Origin of the sequence: Salinivibrio sp. YCSC6, from assembly GCF_004916735.1 — a bacterium.
GTDB lineage: Bacteria > Pseudomonadota > Gammaproteobacteria > Enterobacterales > Vibrionaceae > Salinivibrio > Salinivibrio proteolyticus.
On record NZ_CP039516.1, the window covers coordinates 1,298,701 to 1,317,907 of the forward strand.

A 19,207-nucleotide genomic window follows, 5' to 3' on the forward strand; every position below is an offset into this window, starting at 1 on the left:
AGACGAGACTATTGCACCAAAGTGTGACGATAATCACCTAACTTGTCAGTAATGGCCAACAATATCGGCAAAAGTGTCAAATTTTCTGTTGGATAAATAAGCACCAACATGCACTAAAAACAGTACTTATTGCATGGTTTTTGCGGTTATCTTGAGCAAGAGACATGTAATGATAATTGCGTGACCAGCGCACGTAAAAGTTGTGCCGTTGCGCCCCATATTAACCGGTTTTGATGATAAAACGCGGCAACTGGATGCCATTGTCCGTAGAGATAAAAGGATTGTTCGCGGATATGGCCGGGTTGGCACAGAGTATCAAGAGGCACTTCAAAACATTCGGCCACTTCGTTGTCATCCAGTATCGGTTGGTACTGGGGATCCACCCATGCCAGCACCGGATGAATGTAGTAACCGGTGACGGTGGGCAGAGGACAAAGCTCGCCAATGATGTGTTCGCGGCCAACCTGAATGCCGGTTTCTTCCCACATCTCGCGGGTTGCAGTCGCGATGTTGTCGCAATCGACCGTTTCGCGCTTACCGCCGGGAAAGCTCACTTGGCCTGGATGATGTTTTAAATGATCGGCGCGGCGGGTCAAAATCAACTGAATGCCGTTGGGGCGCGCCACTAAGCCGATCAGTACTGCTGCCGGTTGAAAGTCTAATCCGCGTAGAATGCGGGGGGCGAGTCGAACGCGGTTAAGAATACGATTGTCGTGACGTGCCAGTGGGCTGAGGCTAAAGCGTTGGAGAATGTCATTTGGTTGCAGTGGTGTACGCGTTTTTCTCTCTCCTCGCTCCCAGTGCGGGGGCACCGCCGGCGACAAGCTCTCTTGGCTGGCGGCAATGTGGCGACTGTTTATTGTATGATCGCTGAAATAAGCAGGGGTTGCAGCCACGTGCTGCAAAGGATGGTCGATAAACAGTGGGTTATGATCGAGCGCATATTGTGGCGCTGAGGCAGGTGCTCCCTCACCTTGGCTTGAGGCACGCATGGATGCCGCGAAGCGGTGTGATGTCCACATTCGTGGGGGAGCAATCTCTGTCATAACAACCTCTCTTTATTCCTGCCGCTTACCCATCGGACTGTGCTAGAACGGGTAGGATACGACTGACCTTATCGAGTGTTTCTTGGTATTCCGCGTCGGCTTCACTGTCGGCAACCAATCCACCGCCTGCCCAGACATGGAGCTGGCCTTGATGCCCCACCAAGGTGCGGATGGTGATGCTAGAGTCCATTCGGCCACAACGACTGAGGTAAGCGAAACTACCGCAATAGACATGACGTCGGTGCGGCTCAAGCTCTTCGATAATTTCCATGGCACGCACTTTGGGGGCGCCGGTTATCGATCCGCCCGGAAAGGCGGCGCGTAGCAGTTCAAGCGCAATTCTGTCCTCGGGCAGAGTGCCGGTGACCGTGCTGACTAAGTGGTGTACCGCAGGAAAACTCTCTATATCAAAGAGTTTAGGCACAGAAACGCTACCTGGCGAGGCGACACGACCGATATCGTTACGTAACAAGTCAACAATCATCAAGTTCTCCGCCCGATCTTTGCTGGCTGATTTCAACGCGTGAGCGCTGTCGGCATCTTGTTCGGGGTCGCTAAAGCGTGGTCGTGTGCCCTTAATGGGTTTGGTTTCGATGTGTTTGTCGTGCACGGATAAAAAGCGCTCCGGCGAGACCGAGAGCACAGCGCTGTCAGCTAAGCGGATAAATCCAGAAAACGGCGCGCCATTGCTGGTGGCGAGTTTGCGGTAGGCTTGCCACTCGTCGCCTTGATAGCGTGCGCTAAAGCGTTGGGCCAAGTTGATTTGATAGCAATCGCCGGCATGCAGGTAGTCTTTGACCTTGGCGAATTTGGCGGTGTAATCCGCTTCGCTCATGTTGGCTTGCCAGGTTTCGGTGAGCTCGAATGGTGTGGTTTGCGGCGCCTGCTGGCGGTTAAGCCATACCCAACGTGTGTCACTATCCGGTGCAATTACCACTGCCGTTTGCTGGTGGTGATCCACAATCAGCGCCCAATCATAAATCCCCACGGCCATGTCTGGCACATCGAGTTCATCACGGGCAATGACGGGCAAGGTTTCCACACATCGGCCCAAATCATAGCCGAAATAGCCCAGCGCCCCGCCAATAAAGGGCCAGGGCTCGATAGCGTCGATATCGGGGAGTAGCTGCGCTTGAAGCGAACTTACCCATGTAAATGGATCGTCGATGTGTGTTTGGGTGTCGCCACTGGCGGTGTAATGGGTGGTAACCTGACCGTTTCGCGCCGTCACGGTGGCAAGAGGATCGGCGACCACAATATCAAAACGACTGTCCGGATGGGTACGGGTTGCCGAGTGCAACAGCATGGCCCAAGGCTGGTGGGCAATGTTATTAAACAGGGTGAGGGCCAAGTCTGTTGCGTAAGGAATCGGTGTAGTGGTCAGCATAGTGGCGTTTTGTGGCTGCATTCTTCTTTTTTGTGATCACGATTGATGCGCTGTATGGCGCGAGAATAGCGCTAAGCGTATCATAGCAAGGCCTTTTCCGGCAGACGCACACTGAATAAACCCGCCGAGGTCATGTAAACCCGCGGCTTCTATAATCACAGGGTGTGCGTGCTCAACAGACGTAACGATAATAACGAGGGGAAGGCTCCCCCACACTGGATACCCGCTTTGGGTCCTGCAAATGACACCAGAGGCAATGATGACCACAATTAAACAGCAAGACGTGATCGAAAGTGTTGCAGATGCCCTGCAATATATCTCTTACTACCATCCCCTTGATTTTGTTCAAGCCCTAGAAAAAGCCTACCACAAGGAGCAAAGCCAAGCGGCGAAAGACGCCATTGCACAAATTTTGATTAACTCCCGCATGTCGGCAGAAGGGCAACGTCCGATTTGCCAAGATACCGGCATTGTGACCTGCTTTGTCAAAGTGGGTATGGCGGTACAGTGGGATCGCCATGATATGACCGTTCAGCAGATGGTCGATGAAGGCGTGCGACGCGCATACACCAACCCAGATAATCCACTGCGTGCCTCTGTGGTCGCCGATCCTGCGGGTAAGCGCCAAAACACCCGCGATAACAGCCCAGCGGTGGTTCACATTGATATGGTGCCGGGCAATACGGTCGATATTCAAATTGCTGCCAAAGGGGGCGGGTCAGAGAACAAAACCAAGATGGTGATGCTCAACCCGTCGGACGATGTGGCCGAGTGGGTGGAAAAAACGCTGCCTACAATGGGCGCGGGCTGGTGTCCTCCGGGGATGTTAGGCATTGGTATCGGCGGCACGGCGGAAAAAGCGGCGGTGTTGGCGAAAGAGTCGCTGATGGAGCACATTGATATTCAAGAGCTTATCGACCGTGGTCCAAGCAATGCCGAAGAAGCGCTACGTCTCGATATTTTCAATCGTGTGAACAAGCTAGGTATCGGTGCACAAGGGCTTGGCGGTTTAACGACTGTGGTTGACGTAAAAGTGAAAACGACTCCCACGCATGCTGCCTCAAAACCTGTGTGTTTGATCCCCAACTGCGCCGCGACTCGCCATGTGCACTTTACGCTTGATGGGACTGGGCCGGCGGACCTGACTCCACCGAAATTGGAAGAGTGGCCGCAAGTGACGTGGGAAGTGGGCGACAACGTCCGCCGCGTAAATCTTGATACGGTCACCAAAGAAGATGTACAGAGCTGGAAAACCGGTGAAACTGTCTTGCTCTCGGGCAAAATTCTGACCGGGCGTGATGCGGCGCATAAACGTATTCAAGAAATGCTACGCAATAGCGAAGGGTTGCCTGATGGAGTCGATTTTAACGGTCGCTTTATCTATTACGTCGGCCCTGTAGATGCGGTTCGTGATGAAGTTGTCGGTCCGGCTGGGCCAACCACCTCAACACGTATGGATAAATTTACCGATATGATGCTCGCCGAAACCGGCTTGATGGGCATGATTGGTAAAGCCGAGCGCGGTCCAGCGGCGGTAGAATCGATCAAAAACCACAAAGCCGTTTACTTAATGGCTGTTGGCGGTGCTGCCTATCTGGTATCGAAGGCGATTAAGAAAGCGCGCGTGGTGGCGTTTGAAGATCTGGGTATGGAAGCGATTTATGAGTTTGAAGTCGAAGACATGCCGGTGACCGTCGCGGTTGACTCGCAAGGGCAGAACGCGCACCAAATTGGTCCGGATACTTGGAAAGTGAAAATTGCGGAAATGGACAGCTAGTCTGTCATGAAAAGCAATAAAAAATGCGCCAATTTTGGCGCATTTTTTTTACCGTATCACCACGCGTCTGCGTTAGGCGACTTCCTCTTCGTCGAGATCGAATGAGGCAGCAATCAGGTTACGTGTGTATTCGTGTTGCGGGTTATGGAAGATTTCTTCTGGCGTACCTGCTTCCATCACTTTCCCTTTTTGCATCACCATCACGCGATCAGACAGAGCTCGAACCACACTCAAATCGTGGCTGATAAACAGGTAGCCAATGTTGTGGCGTTTCTGAATATCTTTCAGCAAGTCGATGACGGTCAATTGGACGGAGCGGTCCAGTGCAGACGTTGGTTCATCAAGCAGAATGAATGCTGGGTTGAGGATCAGGGCACGCGCAATCGCGATACGTTGACGCTGGCCGCCTGAAAACTCATGTGGATAACGGTTAATTGCAGAGCTATCAAGGCGTACTTCATAAAGCGCATCTTTAACGCGATCGAGGCGCTCTTTTTTACTCAGCTCAGGGAAGTGAGTACGAAGGCCTTCGGCGACAATCTCACCCACCGTCATGCGTGGCGACAGAGAGCCAAATGGGTCTTGGAACACCATCTGCATATCACGACACAGCGCTTTGTTTTCGCTGTTTTTAATGTCGTGAATGTCTTGGCCTTTAAAACGCACACTGCCTTCCGCGACGGGGAGCAGACGCATAATGGCACGCCCAAGCGTGGATTTACCGGAGCCAGATTCACCCACGATACCGAGGGTCTCACCGCGGCGTAGTGACAAACTGATGTTGCTCACCGCTTCAAAATAGCGCTTATTGCCGCCAAAGAAGTCAGCGCCCAAGAAATATTTGATGGTGACGTTATCCACCGACAAGAGATTTTCTGCGTCCTCTTGTGGGGCTTCTTTGCGCCCGCGAGGCACTGCATCAATCAGCATCTTGGTGTAGTCTTCTTGCGGATCGGCGAATAGTGCTTGGGTTTCGTTAGTCTCTACCACTTCACCTTTACACATCACCACAACACGGTCAGCCAAGTGTTTCACTACGCCTAAATCGTGTGAGATGAACATGATCGCCATGCCCATTTTCTTTTGCAGATCGCCGATCAGATTCAATACCTCGGCTTGTACGGTTACGTCCAATGCGGTGGTCGGTTCGTCGGCGATCAGCAAATCGGGCTCGTTGACCAGCGCCATTGCGATCATGATCCGCTGCAACTGGCCGCCTGAGAATTCGTGCGGATACTTTTCAAGTGCGCCAGTTGGGTTAGGCAGCTGCACTAATTTCAGCAACTCGATAATGCGCTCTTTGGCTTTCGCAGGTGTGGTGCGGTGGTGGCACTGAATCGCCTCGGTCAGCTGTTCACCGACACGCATGTAGGGGTTCAGTGAGGTCATCGGCTCTTGGAAAATCATGGCAACACGGTTGCCGCGCATCGCTTGCATCTGCTTGGTAGAAAGGCGCAACACATCGGTGTCGTTAAACGAGATTTGTGACTCTGGTTTGACGATGGCGTTGTTGGGGAGCAAGCCCATTACGGCACTGCTGGATACGGATTTCCCCGAGCCTGACTCACCCACAATGGCGAGTGTCTCGCCGGGCATGATGTCAAAGCTGACGTTTTTTACAGCATCAACGATGCCATCGTTCGTGGTAAATGACACGCTTAGATTATTGACACTAAGCAGTGGCTTAGAAGCAGATGAAGACATCATCACCTCACTGGTTGATTATTCGACGTCACTCGCCAGCCCAAGATTGTCGTACAAGGTATCAAGGCATTACACGTGCATGCTCGACACAGGGCTAGCGCTCGATTGTTAGAGATTAAGCGAGTGGGGATGCCACTTGCTCTGGTTCAATCATGTTGGGTTGATATTTGTGAGCCAAGCTCATCAACATATCCCCTAGATGCGGATATCAGCCAGCTGGAGCGACTCATTACCCATTTAGGGAGAATGAACAGCTTGCGCCAGTGGAAGAGGTAGGATACGAGTGCCGCGATAACCGAAATGCGCTTCAGGTTACCTCTCCTTGCGAACACGGCTTTTCAACATAATCAGATGTTGATACCAAGCAGCGTGAATATCCATATATCACCCACACAATATACGATTCGGATATAAAAGCAAACTGTTATTAACTGCAAGATTTGCCATGTCAGACTTTGACCTCGCAGACAAAATCACGGCTTTTAGCGTTCGCGATAGTCAATAATCAGGAGGATAAGCAAGGTTTGGGGTGTTTATTTTGCGGGCAACATTTGGCAGGGAGGCTCAGACATCGGGCGTATAAAAGGCGTGCGAATCGTGCAATTCGCACGCCCTGTTAGGTTAGCTGCGATCGAACTCTAAACGTGTCGCGTAGCGCTCGTCACTATGCTGGCCATGCTCGAATGCGACTTGACCGTTCACAATCGTCATATCGATGCTTGAGCCGAAGGTATGGCCTTCGAATGGTGACCACTGGCATTGGTAGAAGAGGTTGTCTTTATCGACCGTTTGCGTCTGGTTGAGATCAACGAGTACCAAGTCGGCCCAATATCCTTCACGGATAAAGCCACGCTCTTTCACCTGATAACGTACCGCTGGCGCGTGTGAGACTTTTTGCACCACCAGAGGCAAATCGAAAATACCACGATGATAAAACTCAAGCGCCACTTGAAGCGCGTGTTGGACAAGCGGTAAGCCTGCCGGCGCTTTAAAATAGCTGTTTTGTTTTTCTTCAAAGGTGTGAGGGGCGTGGTCGGTGGCAATCACGTCGATTACACCGTCTTTCACCGCTTTGATCAGCGCTTGTTGGTGGTGGGCTTCTTTGACGGCGGGGTTACATTTGATCAAGGTGCCCTTGGTCGCGTAGTCATCACGGTTAAAGAATAAGTGATGCACACAGGCTTCCGCGGTGATTTGTTTTTGCTGAAGCGCTTCGAGCGTTTTCGCGGGCTCAAACTGATACAGCTCATCTTCAGTGGTCAAGTGCAGCACATGCAGGCGTGTACCGTGCTTTTTAGCGAGGTTGACCGCCAGCTGGGATGACTTAAGACACGCTTCTTTCGAGCGAATGTGCGCGTGGGCATCAATTGGCACGTCCTCACCGTATTTCTCGCGATAAATGTTCTCGAGTTCGGTGATCATTGGAGTATCTTCGCAATGGGTTGCAATCAAGGTCGGGCAATCGGCGAAGATAGCGTCAAGGGTGTCCGGATCATTGACCAGCATATTGCCGGTGGAAGCCCCCATAAAGACTTTAACACCACAGGCACTGTTCGGATCGAGGCGACGAATTTCATCAATGTTGTCATTGGTCGCGCCCAAATAGAAGGCATAGTTAGCGTGGCTGGATTGAGACGCACGTTGATACTTTTCTTCTAAGGCGTCGAGTGTCGTGGTAGGGGGATTAACGTTGGGCATCTCCATGTACGTGGTGATACCGCCTGCGACGGCCGCTTTGGACTCGGTCGCGATGGTTCCCTTTTTGGGAAATCCCGGCTCACGGAAATGCACTTGATCGTCAATCATACCGGGCAACAAATGTTTGCCTGATGCATCAATCACACGGCAGTCCGCCGCGGCAGGGGCACTAATATCGCGGGCAATCTGAGAGATTCGGCCGTTTTCGACCAGCACATCGGTCTCAACAACTTGTCCTTCGTTGACGACAGAAGCGTTTTTAAATAGCAGGGTGGTCATGTTGTCATCCTTACATGTAAAGGCGTTGGCGCTATAGTAGCGCAAACGATTACCTGATTCAGCCCTTGATTTTACAAGGTGATATAAACATCAATTAACACAAGTTTGACCAAATTGTCGCATGCAACTGCGCTGTACATATTGCCCTTGGCAAAGGGGTACCGCATACTTGGCAGGGTTTATATTTATAAAAGGGAGCACACCATGGCGGAAGAAACCATCTTCAGCAAAATTATTCGCAAAGAAATCCCCGCAGATGTTTTGTATCAGGACGATTTAGTCACTGCTTTCCGTGATATTAACCCGCGTGCGCCTGTGCATATTTTGGTGGTACCAAACAAACTGATCCCCACCACCAATGATGTCAATATTGAAGACGAGTTAGCGTTAGGTCGTATGGTGACGGTGGCGAAAAAACTGGCGGCTGACGAAGGGATCGCTGAAGACGGCTATCGTTTGATCATGAATTGCAACCAACACGGTGGCCAAGAGGTGTACCATATTCACATGCACCTAGTAGGCGGACGCGCGCTGGGCCCCATGGTGGTGAGTTAACCACGGCAAAGCCGACGATGGTGTGAATGATGTGTAAAAATCAAATCCAAATTTTGATGATTGCACTTGCCTTGGTGTTGGCGGGCTGCGCAGGGAGTCAGTCGACTGACCTACGCATTGCGCCACACCAAACCGTGGTTTTTGCCGATCCAGAGCTGGCGACGTCGCTATGGGTTAAAGAGACGATGGTTCGTCGCACCCCAAACGGAAATCAAGCGTGTGTGTGGTTAGAAAATACGTCTAGTCACCCGCAAACCATGCAGTATCGCTTTAGTTGGTACGATAGCCAAGGGCTCCAATTATCGACCTCTGCGGCGTCTTGGCAATCTGTGACCATTCCTCCCCATACACAGCGCGATATTCATGCGCCGATACCTGATATCAAGGTTTCGCAGTTTCGTTTAGCCGTCATGCAACCAGAATAATCCCCTTGTTTGTTGGCACTTTTTCACGCTTTTCTGGTCTATTCATTTTTTATTTACGGAGTCATCTCTATGTCCGCATGCTGCGCATTGACGGCCGCTTTACGTAAGCCAAATACATTGGTAAAAGCATTATCGATGGTGCTATTTGTTGTCACAGTTGCAGGCTGTGCACCTCGCACGCAGCCGATTTATCAGCCGTCGGCGCCAAAAGAAACCACCGTGCAGCAAGGGGTGGTGCATGGCAGTTTTAATCAAGCCATGCGCGCCGCGGTGCAGTCCTTAATGGGCAGTGAAAGCCTGCAAGGCGCCCCTGTTACTTTGGTGCAGCCGCTACAAAATCTGACTGACGGTTATATTGACACTGTGGGTGTGTCAAAACAGCTAGAGCAAGGCCTTGCCGCACAAGGGCTGATAGGAACGGTCTCACAGGCGCAAGTCGATGTGGTCCGTCAGTCGCTAGGTTTGGGTGAGGGACAGGTTCTCATTGATCCGACCACGGTGATGCAATACGGACGCTTACTGGGGGCACAGTATCAGCTCGGTGGTAAGGTCACGGGGCAAGAAGAGAAAACCTTATCACTGCAGCTGATGGATTTGACCACAGGTGTGATTGAATGGCAGGACACTCAGCGTTTTGTCAGTCGTTAATCTTTCCCCCGCGTCAAAAAGCTTACTGGAAGCGGCGTTGTGTAAGCACTATTCAGCGACCGTTTCGATTCAGCGTGTTACCCCCCTCGAAGGGGGCCTGACCAACCGCTGTTTGCGGATTGATGACTCACAAGGGGGACGCTTTGTGTGGCGGCCCCAAAGCCAGGTGAGTGACGCTTTTGCGATTTCTCGGTCGCGCGAGGCGGCTGCGCAATCGCTGGCCGCTACCTATCAACTTGCCTCCGCACCTGTTTGTCAGTTGTCAGAAGGGCTTTTGGTCCCTTGGGTGGAAGGTGAATCCCTTGATCCGCACTCAGCCGAGAGCCAAGCGATCCTGATCGACCTGTTGGTACGTATTCATTCCATGGAAGGCCGTTTGGATGCGCAAGATGTTCGCACCCAATGCCAGCATTATGAGCAGCAGTTGACTTTGGCAAAGCAGCAAACACTCAAAAAGCTGCGTGACAGGCGGCAATGGCAATTACCCACGGATCCGCTCGCCCCTGTGGTGTGTCATATGGATTTGGGTAGTTATAACCTGGTTATTCAGCCAAATGGTGAGCCCTGTGTGCTTGATTGGGAATATGCGCGATTAGGCAGTGCGTGTTTGGACATTGCACTTTTTTGTCGGGCAAACGGCTATACACCAGCACAGGTCGTGTCCGATTATTGTGCGTTGCGATGCATCGAGGACTCGGCACCGGTTCGCCAAGCGGTAGAGGCATGGCTGCCCTTTGCCGACTATCTCGCGCTATGCTGGTATGAAGTGGGTGCAACGTTATATGGGCTCAGCACTTACCAAGAGCAAGCGCAGCGGTTATATCGCCAACTGGCGGGAATGGATGAATCATAAGGAGAGTTGCAATGGCTAGGTCGCGTTTTCGCTATGGCTTGATAGGGAGCTTATTACTGATCCTGACCGGATGCACCACCGAGCTTGCGTATAACACCTTGCCGTTTTGGATTCATTACTACATCGATGACATTGTTAACTTGCGCCCCGAGCAATCTCGGCAAGTGAAAGCCGACCTCGACAAGATTCAGCAATGGCATCGAACCCATGAGTTACCCGCGATAGCCGAACGTTTAGGGCTGATTGCCACCCACAGTACCGAGCGACATACCATGGCGCAATTACGTGACCATCAAGAGGCGGTAAAAGCGCGGATCCACGCGACGCTACAGGCGTTTGTGCCCGCGACGGCGCGTTTACTTGATAGCTTTGATGACCAGCAAGCGCAGGCGCTCACCCAGTGGATGGAAGACGAGATTCAAGAGGCAACCGAACGACGTGCAAAGCGTTCACAAGATGAGCAATTTGCCTATCAACGTGATGATCTCGAGGAAGATACGGAAGAGTGGATTGGCAGCGCTGCGCGTCATCAACAGCCATTGTTTGCCGAAATGGCAGAGTATCAGCAAGCGGCGATGCCAACGTTCCGTCAGGTACGAGAGCGCTTAGTCAGCCGCCTTTTTGCGATTATCAAAAATCGACAGTCGATCGACACTGAGGCCGCGTTGTCAGAGTGGGTGGACGATGTAGTGGCATGGCGAGCTGGACCGGAGACGGAAACCGAAATGGCCATCTACCGTTCACGCCGGTTAGATTGGTTGTTGCGCCTTGATCGTAGCCTTGATGAGGATCAGCGTTCTCAACTGGTCGATAACCTCATTGAGTGGCAAACGCGTCTGAACGAGATGAGCCGCTAGTCTTTTTAGTTTCCCCTCGGCCCGGTAGGGTTTGGGCGTTGCTGTATGCATCAAAGCACCTACCTCATGGTTACGCCAAATACCCTGATTATTTTTAGGGTGATCTTGCTCATTTTTCTGTCTGGGTGGCTATGCTATTGATAGGGGTCACAGCTTTGCGATAACCAAGGATGGCTTTCCATGATCTTATATCTCCACGGTTTTGATTCAACCAGTCCAGGCAACCATGAGAAAGTGTTGCAGCTCCAATTTGTCGATGATGACGTGCGTACCATCAATTACAGCACTATGCACCCCAAACACGATATGCAGCATTTGCTCAAACAAGTCCAGACGCAGCTAGACGCGAGTCAGGATCCCAATCCACTGATCTGCGGCGTTGGCTTAGGCGCATATTGGGCAGAACGGGTGGGTTTTTTGTGTGGGATCAAGCAGGTCCTGTTTAACCCGAACTTATATCCGCACGAGAATATGACTGGAAAAATTGATCGGCCGGAAGAGTATGAGGATATTGCCACCAAGTGTGTGACAGACTTTCGTCAACGCAATCAACAACGAGCATTGGTGGTGTTATCGCGAGAGGATGAAGTCCTCGACAGTCGCCGCAGTTATCAGGTGCTTTCACCTTTCTATCCTGTTCGTTGGGATGAAACGCAAACCCACAAGTTTAAAAACCTATCGGCACACCTCAACGCCATTGCGGATTTTAAAAAGCAGCCCGCCCTCCACACGTAATCGGTTTCCCAGTCGCAAAGTGGGTCTTTGCGCACTGGGGTGCGTCGAATTGACCGAATAAACATCAACAGCGCCTCAGAGCGATGTGAGATCAATAAAACAACAAATGAGATCGCGTATCACTTGTATTTATATTACAGAGCCGTTTTCGGCGTATAGATACTTGGAGCCGTTATGTTTGTTGATCTTACTCCGTTCGATGAGACGATTTTGGGCACGCATACCCCAGACCCATTGCGTTTTGCCTTTCCGCCGAAAAAACACGCCCACGCGGCGACCCATCAAATGCCTTTACCGCTCGAACAAGGCATCGCAGGCGTTACAACACAGCTTTTATCTCCGTCAGTGCAATCTGGGTCGCGGTGTTTATATATCCATGTGCCATTTTGTCGAGTGAGGTGTACTTACTGTCACTTTTTCCAACATGCGGCGAGCCGCACACTGATTGACAGCTACTTCGCGGCTTTGCTCAAAGAGCTTGGTATGAAAGCGGCAATGCCATGGACTCAAGCGCAGCCTTTTGAGGCGGTGTATGTCGGTGGGGGAACACCCACTGCGTTGTCGGCAGCGCAATTGCAGCAATTGGGTCAGGAAATTCGTCGCCAATTTTGGCTCACGCCCGACTGCGAAATCACCCTTGAGGGGCGAATCAATGGCTTTGATGATAATGCGTTCGAGCATGCGCTTGCTGGGGGATTTAACCGTTTCTCGTTTGGGGTACAGAGCTTTAATACCCAAGTCCGCCGCGCGGCAAAACGTTTAGATGATGGTGACACTGTGCGTGAGCGCATTCATGCACTGAGTGCCCGTCAGGAAGCGACGATTGTGGTGGATTTGTTGTATGGCTTGCCTTATCAAACGGCTGAGATTTTTGCACAAGATGTGGCTGACTATCTGCAAACCGGCGCCAATGGTATTGATCTCTACCAGTTGGTGGTGGCGCCAAATACGCCGATGCTGCGCATGGTAGAGCAAGGAAAAATGCCACCGCCGGCAACGACGGCAGAAAAAGCCAGCTTGTTTGCGCAGGGCGTTAGTTTGATGGACCAACACGATTGTCGACGACTCAGTGTCAATCACTGGGCACGTGATCAACGTGAGCAAAGTCGTTACAACCGGCTTGCCAAGCATGGTGCCGATATTTTACCGCTAGGGTGTGGTGCCGGTGGCAGTATTGACGGTGTCGGGATCATGCAACATCGCGACTTGGCAACCTATCTCGATGCAATGCAAACCAATACCATGCCGATTGCGCGCGTTGTAGCCGCTGTGGAGCATCGTCGAGTGTATGATGCTATCAAAGCGGGATTAGATACGGGTGTGCTTCACGCGGATACGTTACCGCCTTGGCAAGGGATGAGCGTGTTTCAGTATCTCTCGCCGCTATTCGCGGTCTGGCAGCAACATGGATTGGTAACATTATGTGAAAATAGATTACAGCTTACTCTTGCTGGTCAGTTTTGGTCCGTAACGCTTGCGCAAGCCTGCATTCATGTCTTGCAGTCACTCTAACCATCGGAATTTAAAATTCAATTGCTTATCGTCAGCTACCTTCATTTCGAAGAAAAGTGTAAGAAAAGGGCCAAATTTAACTTGTCTTAGCCACAGAATATGGTGTTTTATTTCATCATGCAAAAGGCGGCCGAATCCGAATCTATGCTCGAAGTAGGCGACGTTTTCCGGCAGAATACGCATAGCGCTCCGGCCATAAAGAACAATGAACAATACGTAGCGTGCGAGAAACAAACTGTAATTTGATTACTGGCCCAATCCCATTTTTGTCAGTGACTATATAAGTGGCTGATGTATAAGTTTTTAATTAGGTAAGGATGTAGAAGTGACCAAAATTATCGTTGTCGGTGGCGGTGCAGGCGGGCTAGAGCTTGCAACCAAACTGGGCCGAACGTTAGGCCGCAAGCGTCGTGCAGAAATCACCTTGGTAGATAAAAACAGTAGCCACCTATGGAAGCCGTTGCTTCATGAAGTGGCAACCGGCTCAATGGATGAGGGCGTTGATGCTTTGAGCTATCGTGCTCATGCCAAAAATCATGGGTTCGATTTCCAAATGGGGACCTTGTGGGACATTGATCGCGACCAGAAAGTGATCACCTTGGCGCCCATGTACGATGAAAATAACGAACTGCTGATGCCTGAGCGTGAGCTCGAGTACGACATCTTAGTGATGGCGATTGGCTCGACTTCTAATGATTTCAACACACCGGGCGTTCGTGACCATTGTATCTTCCTCGATAATCCTAAACAGGCTCACCGCTTCCGCGCGGAAATGAACAACGAATTCTTGCGTTTGCATGCTAAACACGGCCAAGGCAGCGTAGATATTGCGATTGTGGGCGCAGGAGCGACTGGTGTTGAGCTATCAGCAGAGCTGCACAATGCCATCAAAGAGCTGCGTAACTATGGTTTCCGTGATTTAGATAGCTCGAAACTGAACGTGACCTTGGTGGAAGCCGGTGAGCGCATTTTGCCAGCGCTGCCTACTCGTATCTCGAGTGCTGCGCACCAAGAGCTGTTGAAGCTGGGTGTCACGGTGAAAACCAATACCTTTGTCACCAAAGCGGACGACCAAGGCTTGGAAACCAAAGAGGGTGAGCGTATTCACGCCGATATTATGGTGTGGGCTGCTGGGATCAAGGCTCCGGACTTCTTGAAAGATATCGCTGGCTTGGAAACCAATCGCATTAATCAGTTGGTCGTGAAAAACACACTTCAGACGTCACGTGATGACGACATCTTTGTGATTGGTGACTGTGCAGCGTGTACGCAAGCCGATGGCAGTATGGTACCGCCACGTGCACAGTCGGCGCATCAGATGGCAAGCCGCTGCTTTAGCAACATTGTTGCTAAATTAAATGGTCGTGAGCTCAAGCCTTATGTGTTTAAAGATCATGGTTCACTGGTTTCGCTCAGCCGCTTCTCTACGGTAGGCAGCTTGATGGGTAATCTGACCAAAGGCTCGATGATGATCGAAGGGCGGATTGCTCGTGTGGTATACATCTCTTTGTATCGGATGCACCAAATTGCATTGCACGGTTACGTGAAAACTGGCCTGATGATGTTGGTAGGAAGGATCAACCGCGTTCTACGCCCAAGTTTGAAGCTGCACTAAACATGTGTGAAGCTGTGCTAAAACAGCATGTAACCCCAAAGACCGAGGCTTGCCTCGGTCTTTTTTATTGTTCGAATTGGCGCATTTCTAGTTGCCGCCTGACGTGAAAGTCGTCACAATAGCGCCGTAATCAAGATTATTGATATCACTTCTAGAGCAACCCTCCTGACGCCGAGTTTTTCTCATACCACGATATTGATATTCATGACCCTAAGTGATGGGCCATGCGGCCTGTGACGACATTTTTTATTTATTGAGATCAATTAATGAGTTTCTCCTCTTTAGGACTATCTGCACCCCTATTAAAAGCCGTGCAAGAGCAAGGCTATACCACACCTTCACCGATTCAGGAAAAAGCGATCCCTGCGGTGATTGAAGGACACGATGTCATGGCGGCGGCGCAAACCGGCACCGGTAAAACCGCGGGCTTTACCTTACCGATTTTGGAGCGTTTGCAGGCGGGTAAACGTGCTCGCCCTAACCATGTACGTACCTTGATCCTGACGCCAACGCGCGAGCTTGCTGCGCAAGTGCACAAAAACGTGGAGCAATACAGCCAATACACGTCGCTCAGCTCAACCGTGGTATTTGGTGGTGTGAAGATCAATCCGCAGATGATGAAACTTCGCAAAGGCGCTGATGTGCTGGTGGCCACTCCGGGACGCTTGCTGGATCTGTACCAGCAAAATGCCGTGCGCTTTTCTCAGCTTGAAGTGCTGGTCTTGGACGAAGCCGATCGTATGCTCGATATGGGCTTTATTCGTGACATTCGTAAGATCTTGGGCTTGCTGCCGGCTAAGCGCCAGAACTTGCTGTTCTCCGCCACATTCTCGGATGAAATTCGCCAACTGGCAAAAGAACTAGTCAACAATCCGGTTGAGATTTCAGTCAATCCTGCGAACCAAACCGCGACTGGGGTAGAGCAATGCATTTACCCCGCGGATAAGAAGAAAAAAGCGCCGATGCTGCTGTCACTGATTGCCGATAATAATTGGCAGCAGGTGTTAGTGTTTAGCAAAACCAAGCATGGCGCTAACCGTTTGTCGCGTTATCTCGAAGAGTACGGTGTCAGCGCGGCGGCAATTCATGGCAATAAGAGTCAAGGCGCGCGAACGAAAGCGTTAGAGAAGTTTAAAACCGGTGAAGTACGGGTATTGGTTGCCACTGATATTGCCGCACGAGGGATCGATATTGCCCATTTACCGCAAGTGGTAAATTTTGATTTACCCCATGTGGCAGAAGACTATGTTCACCGTATTGGTCGTACTGGTCGTGCAGGTGCCGTGGGCAATGCAGTGTCTTTGGTTTGTGCGGACGAAGCGAAAGATTTGTTCGCCATTGAACGCTTAATTAAACAGGTATTGCCGCGTCATACTCTGGCGGACTTTCCCGTCACGAATCCGTTGCCAGAGTCGAAATTGGATACGCGTCCACTAAAGCCAAAGAAACCGAAAAAGAATAAACCGCGTCAAGACGGACAGCGCTCTGGCGATAACGCGCGCGGGCACAAACCGGTAGGCAAAAATCGACGTCATACCGATAGCGCAGGCGACGGTAAGTCACGTGGTACCGGCAATCGCCCACCACGCACGCGCAGCGATAGCAACGGCGCGAATAAGCCACGCCGCGCGCGACCCGCTGCGGCAAAAAACAGCGCCTAACCTAGACGCTGTGTACGGAACAAGAATAAAAAACCGGCCACTCGCCGGTTTTTTTATTAGATGACCTTAGCTAGCTGTGCCAGTACCTTATCAATCGCGTCACCGATTTTAGCAACATGCTCAATCGTCTCTTCCGCTTCATCAATCACTGCTTGTGCTTGGCGGGCATGGGCGATGAGGCGATCAAACGCATCAGCGTCTTGTTCAAATTGCTCACTGTGCGTGGCTATCACGGTGGTGTGGTACAGGTAAAGTTTCTCGCCGAGTTGTTCTCTTTTCCGCTGTAAAGGCGCGAGTTTAGGGCCAATCAGGGTTTGGTTTAAAAAACGGTCGAGGCTGTCATAATTCGCCTTGAGCAGCTGGTAGCTGGCGTCTTTAGGGCTCATGGCTTATTCCTCCAACTGCTTCTGAAAATCCTTGAGTGCATCAAGATGCTGTTTAGTCGTGTCGATAGCGCGGCGCGCCCCTTGCAAAGAAGCGGTGTTATCGGTGGTGAGCGAGGCGATGATGGCATCGTGCATGATCAGATAGTCCGATAGCGTCAAGTCTAGCTGCGCAAACCGTGTGTCTAGGTTGAGCAGGGCCTGCTTGATACGGTAAGCCTGTCGGTATGCTTTAAGGCGATCATCATAAGATGTATGCAGTGTGATACAGCGCGTTTCCTTGCTTTGTTGGCAGCGATTGGGGTTATTTAAAAGCTGCAAGCGAATCGATAAGGCCTGATCGAAAGAGACGCGTGTGGCCATGTTCCAATTGGGTAAGTCTTGCCGTAAGCGCGTAATGGTTTGTTGCAAGACGGGTTGCCCTGCTTCCATCACGGCGCGTAACTGTTGATGACGAGAGGTCTCTGTCATCGCGCGGCCGAGTGCGTTGATAGCGGTCGACACCAGCGAAATATCGGACTCATTAATGGGTTGGCCGTCACGCAAAAAAGGGTTGTTGGCTAAGTCGTTCAGTGTGTCGTGCAATTTTGCCGAGGTATCATCAAGGCGTGCGTCGTGATCGTCAGACGCCAAGGCATAAAGAAGGTTGGCGTAGCGGATTAAATCGTCGAGGGCTTGTCGTTGCCCCGTGTGCGGGATGGGCGCGATATTCAGCTCGGACGCAGACACGCCATCGCGCACGGCACGCGAAAGAATAGCATCCACGCGTGCTTGTTCGGCGGTGACGTAGACAGCGTCAACCGCGTGATGAATCTTTACGGACTGTTCCGCATAGTCTTTTACCAGTTGTTTTGATGACTGGGACGTACAGCCTGCCAAGGCGATAATAGCCACCCAAAGCATGGCATGGCGACATTGTGTGTGGGAGAGCGAAAAGCGCATGGAATAATCACAGAGTTAGCAAGCCTAAATAACGAGTGTGGCTGTTACTCAGTGATTATAAATGTGTCAGTAGTCTTTTTATTGAATATGGTATCAATAACCACCCTAAATGAAATTGATAAATATATCTTTTACATTGTGTGGGCGCATAAAGAAGCCTTGCCATCCAATAGGAAGACAAGGCCATTTTGTTCAGTGCTGATAGGGGTCAGCCGTGACTTGACAGGGTTAGTTTGCCTTTCTTACTTGAATAATCATGCCCATCATCGGGTTATCCAAATAGTGGGTCTCGCCACTGCGCATCCGTCGTTTGTGGGTGAAGGCATAGGGCTGCAAGAAACGTTGGATGTGATACTGCTTTTTCACCTTTTCCAAGCCTGCAACTTGTACATTGTTGGTATTGGTTGCCGCACCTTGTTGTGCGTCTGAGGTTTGCAACGGCATATCGATAATGTCTTCAACCAGCGCTCGTCGCTCGCTGGGCTCGCGCAGCACCATATCGGCCTCGACAAACAAGTAATGTTGTACATAGACGCGTAGTGTCCCATCGAGTTCATAGAGCGGCTGGCGAGGGGGGAGAGTATCCAATGATTGCTCTTCCCACTGCGATTCGGTATGCGAAGCGGTTGCGTTTGTCGGTGCAGTAGGTTGGGCCGTGATCGGGGTGCCATCTGCGTTAAACCGGTCGCTATAATCTCGGCCCGCGCTAACCCGCAGTAGGGGAAGTGCTGCGCGCCCGCTATCATCTTGACGCCAAGCCACATGCACCATCGGGGTGAAGCCTGCATGGTTGGCCAGTTTGTTGTACGCGTCTGTTAATTGCCATTGGCTACGTGGTAGCGGGGTTAGGCCTGCGTTTTGTAATGCAGTTGTATTGGTGACTGGAACCGCTCGATTGACCGACTGGATATCGGTTTGGGTGGGCCAGCTTTCTTGGACACTCGCGGGATCTTGATTGCGTTTAAACACAATCAGCTCGACATCATATAGTCGTTTAGCCAAAGCCGGCTGACTGATGGCAATAAGCAGCAATGCCCAAATGCTCTGCTTGGCAATGCGTGTTAGCCAGCCTTGTGGTTGACGTTGATGGTTTTTCACAGGTTACTCCGTTCTCTCTGGCAAGCCAGTCT

The 19,207-nt window shown here is 51.2% G+C and carries 17 protein-coding genes; 10 read left to right on the forward strand and 7 right to left on the reverse strand.

All coding sequences use genetic code 11. The features are described from left to right. Positions 1-146 precede the first annotated feature (146 nt). Positions 147-1,046: a CoA pyrophosphatase gene (locus E8E00_RS06000; protein WP_096628614.1), complete on the reverse strand. Its 900-nt coding sequence runs from the start codon at positions 1,044-1,046 to the stop codon at positions 147-149. Positions 1,047-1,071: 25 nt separating this feature from the next. After that, positions 1,072-2,454: an aminodeoxychorismate synthase component 1 gene (pabB, locus tag E8E00_RS06005; protein WP_096628612.1), complete on the reverse strand. Its 1,383-nt coding sequence runs from the start codon at positions 2,452-2,454 to the stop codon at positions 1,072-1,074. Positions 2,455-2,692: 238 nt separating this feature from the next. Here pabB and E8E00_RS06010 point away from each other — a divergent pair, with 238 nt between their 5' ends. After that, the gene (locus E8E00_RS06010; protein WP_096631408.1) at positions 2,693-4,210 is read left to right on the forward strand and encodes a fumarate hydratase; all 1,518 of its coding nucleotides are present in this window, start codon (positions 2,693-2,695) and stop codon (positions 4,208-4,210) included. A 72-nt stretch (positions 4,211-4,282) separates the two neighbouring features. Here the strand turns inward: E8E00_RS06010 and E8E00_RS06015 are convergent, their stop codons facing one another. Both E8E00_RS06015 and E8E00_RS06020 read right to left on the reverse strand, forming a co-directional pair. Next, positions 4,283-5,914, reverse strand: a complete 1,632-nt coding sequence (locus E8E00_RS06015; RefSeq protein WP_096628610.1) for an ABC transporter ATP-binding protein — start codon at positions 5,912-5,914, stop codon at positions 4,283-4,285. Between the two features lie 621 nt (positions 5,915-6,535). Further along, a complete protein-coding gene (locus tag E8E00_RS06020; RefSeq protein WP_077480383.1) occupies positions 6,536-7,891 on the reverse strand; it encodes a dihydroorotase in 1,356 nt (451 codons plus the stop codon). A gap of 204 nt (positions 7,892-8,095) precedes the next feature. On the opposite strand from E8E00_RS06020, the gene hinT reads away from it, so the two are divergent. The 9 genes from hinT to E8E00_RS06065 all read left to right on the forward strand — a co-directional run bounded on the left by hinT (position 8,096) and on the right by E8E00_RS06065 (position 16,752). After that, positions 8,096-8,446: a purine nucleoside phosphoramidase gene (gene hinT / locus E8E00_RS06025; RefSeq protein WP_069587271.1), complete on the forward strand. Its 351-nt coding sequence runs from the start codon at positions 8,096-8,098 to the stop codon at positions 8,444-8,446. Between the two features lie 26 nt (positions 8,447-8,472). After that, positions 8,473-8,871 (forward strand): YcfL family protein, encoded by a 399-nt coding sequence (locus E8E00_RS06030; protein ID WP_096628608.1) that lies wholly within the window; start codon positions 8,473-8,475, stop codon positions 8,869-8,871. A gap of 69 nt (positions 8,872-8,940) precedes the next feature. After that, positions 8,941-9,519, forward strand: coding sequence for a hypothetical protein (locus E8E00_RS06035; RefSeq protein ID WP_096628606.1), 579 nt, complete (start codon positions 8,941-8,943; stop codon positions 9,517-9,519). Beyond that, a complete protein-coding gene (locus E8E00_RS06040) occupies positions 9,506-10,372 on the forward strand; it encodes a phosphotransferase (protein WP_168174035.1) in 867 nt (288 codons plus the stop codon). Before E8E00_RS06035 ends, E8E00_RS06040 begins: the two co-directional genes overlap by 14 nt. 11 nt (positions 10,373-10,383) lie before the next feature. Next, complete coding sequence (locus E8E00_RS06045; RefSeq protein ID WP_096628600.1) at positions 10,384-11,229, forward strand: DUF6279 family lipoprotein; 846 nt, start codon at positions 10,384-10,386, stop codon at positions 11,227-11,229. A gap of 180 nt (positions 11,230-11,409) precedes the next feature. After that, positions 11,410-11,964: an alpha/beta hydrolase YcfP gene (gene ycfP, locus E8E00_RS06050; protein WP_077455894.1), complete on the forward strand. Its 555-nt coding sequence runs from the start codon at positions 11,410-11,412 to the stop codon at positions 11,962-11,964. Between the two features lie 174 nt (positions 11,965-12,138). Beyond that, the gene (gene hutW, locus E8E00_RS06055) at positions 12,139-13,476 is read left to right on the forward strand and encodes a heme anaerobic degradation radical SAM methyltransferase ChuW/HutW (RefSeq protein WP_096628597.1); all 1,338 of its coding nucleotides are present in this window, start codon (positions 12,139-12,141) and stop codon (positions 13,474-13,476) included. Positions 13,477-13,801: 325 nt separating this feature from the next. Next, positions 13,802-15,091, forward strand: coding sequence for an NAD(P)/FAD-dependent oxidoreductase (locus E8E00_RS06060; RefSeq protein WP_069587283.1), 1,290 nt, complete (start codon positions 13,802-13,804; stop codon positions 15,089-15,091). Positions 15,092-15,357: 266 nt separating this feature from the next. Continuing rightward, positions 15,358-16,752 (forward strand): DEAD/DEAH box helicase, encoded by a 1,395-nt coding sequence (locus E8E00_RS06065; RefSeq protein ID WP_096628592.1) that lies wholly within the window; start codon positions 15,358-15,360, stop codon positions 16,750-16,752. Positions 16,753-16,808: 56 nt separating this feature from the next. Here E8E00_RS06065 and E8E00_RS06070 read toward each other — a convergent pair whose 3' ends face one another. The 3 genes from E8E00_RS06070 to E8E00_RS06080 all read right to left on the reverse strand — a co-directional run bounded on the left by E8E00_RS06070 (position 16,809) and on the right by E8E00_RS06080 (position 19,175). Further along, positions 16,809-17,138 carry a hypothetical protein gene (locus tag E8E00_RS06070; protein ID WP_077639419.1) on the reverse strand — a complete coding sequence of 110 codons (330 nt, stop codon included), beginning with the start codon at positions 17,136-17,138 and terminating at the stop codon, positions 16,809-16,811. A gap of 3 nt (positions 17,139-17,141) precedes the next feature. After that, positions 17,142-18,077: a hypothetical protein gene (locus E8E00_RS06075; RefSeq protein WP_096628589.1), complete on the reverse strand. Its 936-nt coding sequence runs from the start codon at positions 18,075-18,077 to the stop codon at positions 17,142-17,144. Positions 18,078-18,305: 228 nt separating this feature from the next. Further along, positions 18,306-19,175 (reverse strand): peptidoglycan binding protein CsiV, encoded by an 870-nt coding sequence (locus tag E8E00_RS06080; protein ID WP_240531888.1) that lies wholly within the window; start codon positions 19,173-19,175, stop codon positions 18,306-18,308. Between the last annotated feature and the right edge of the window lie 32 nt (positions 19,176-19,207).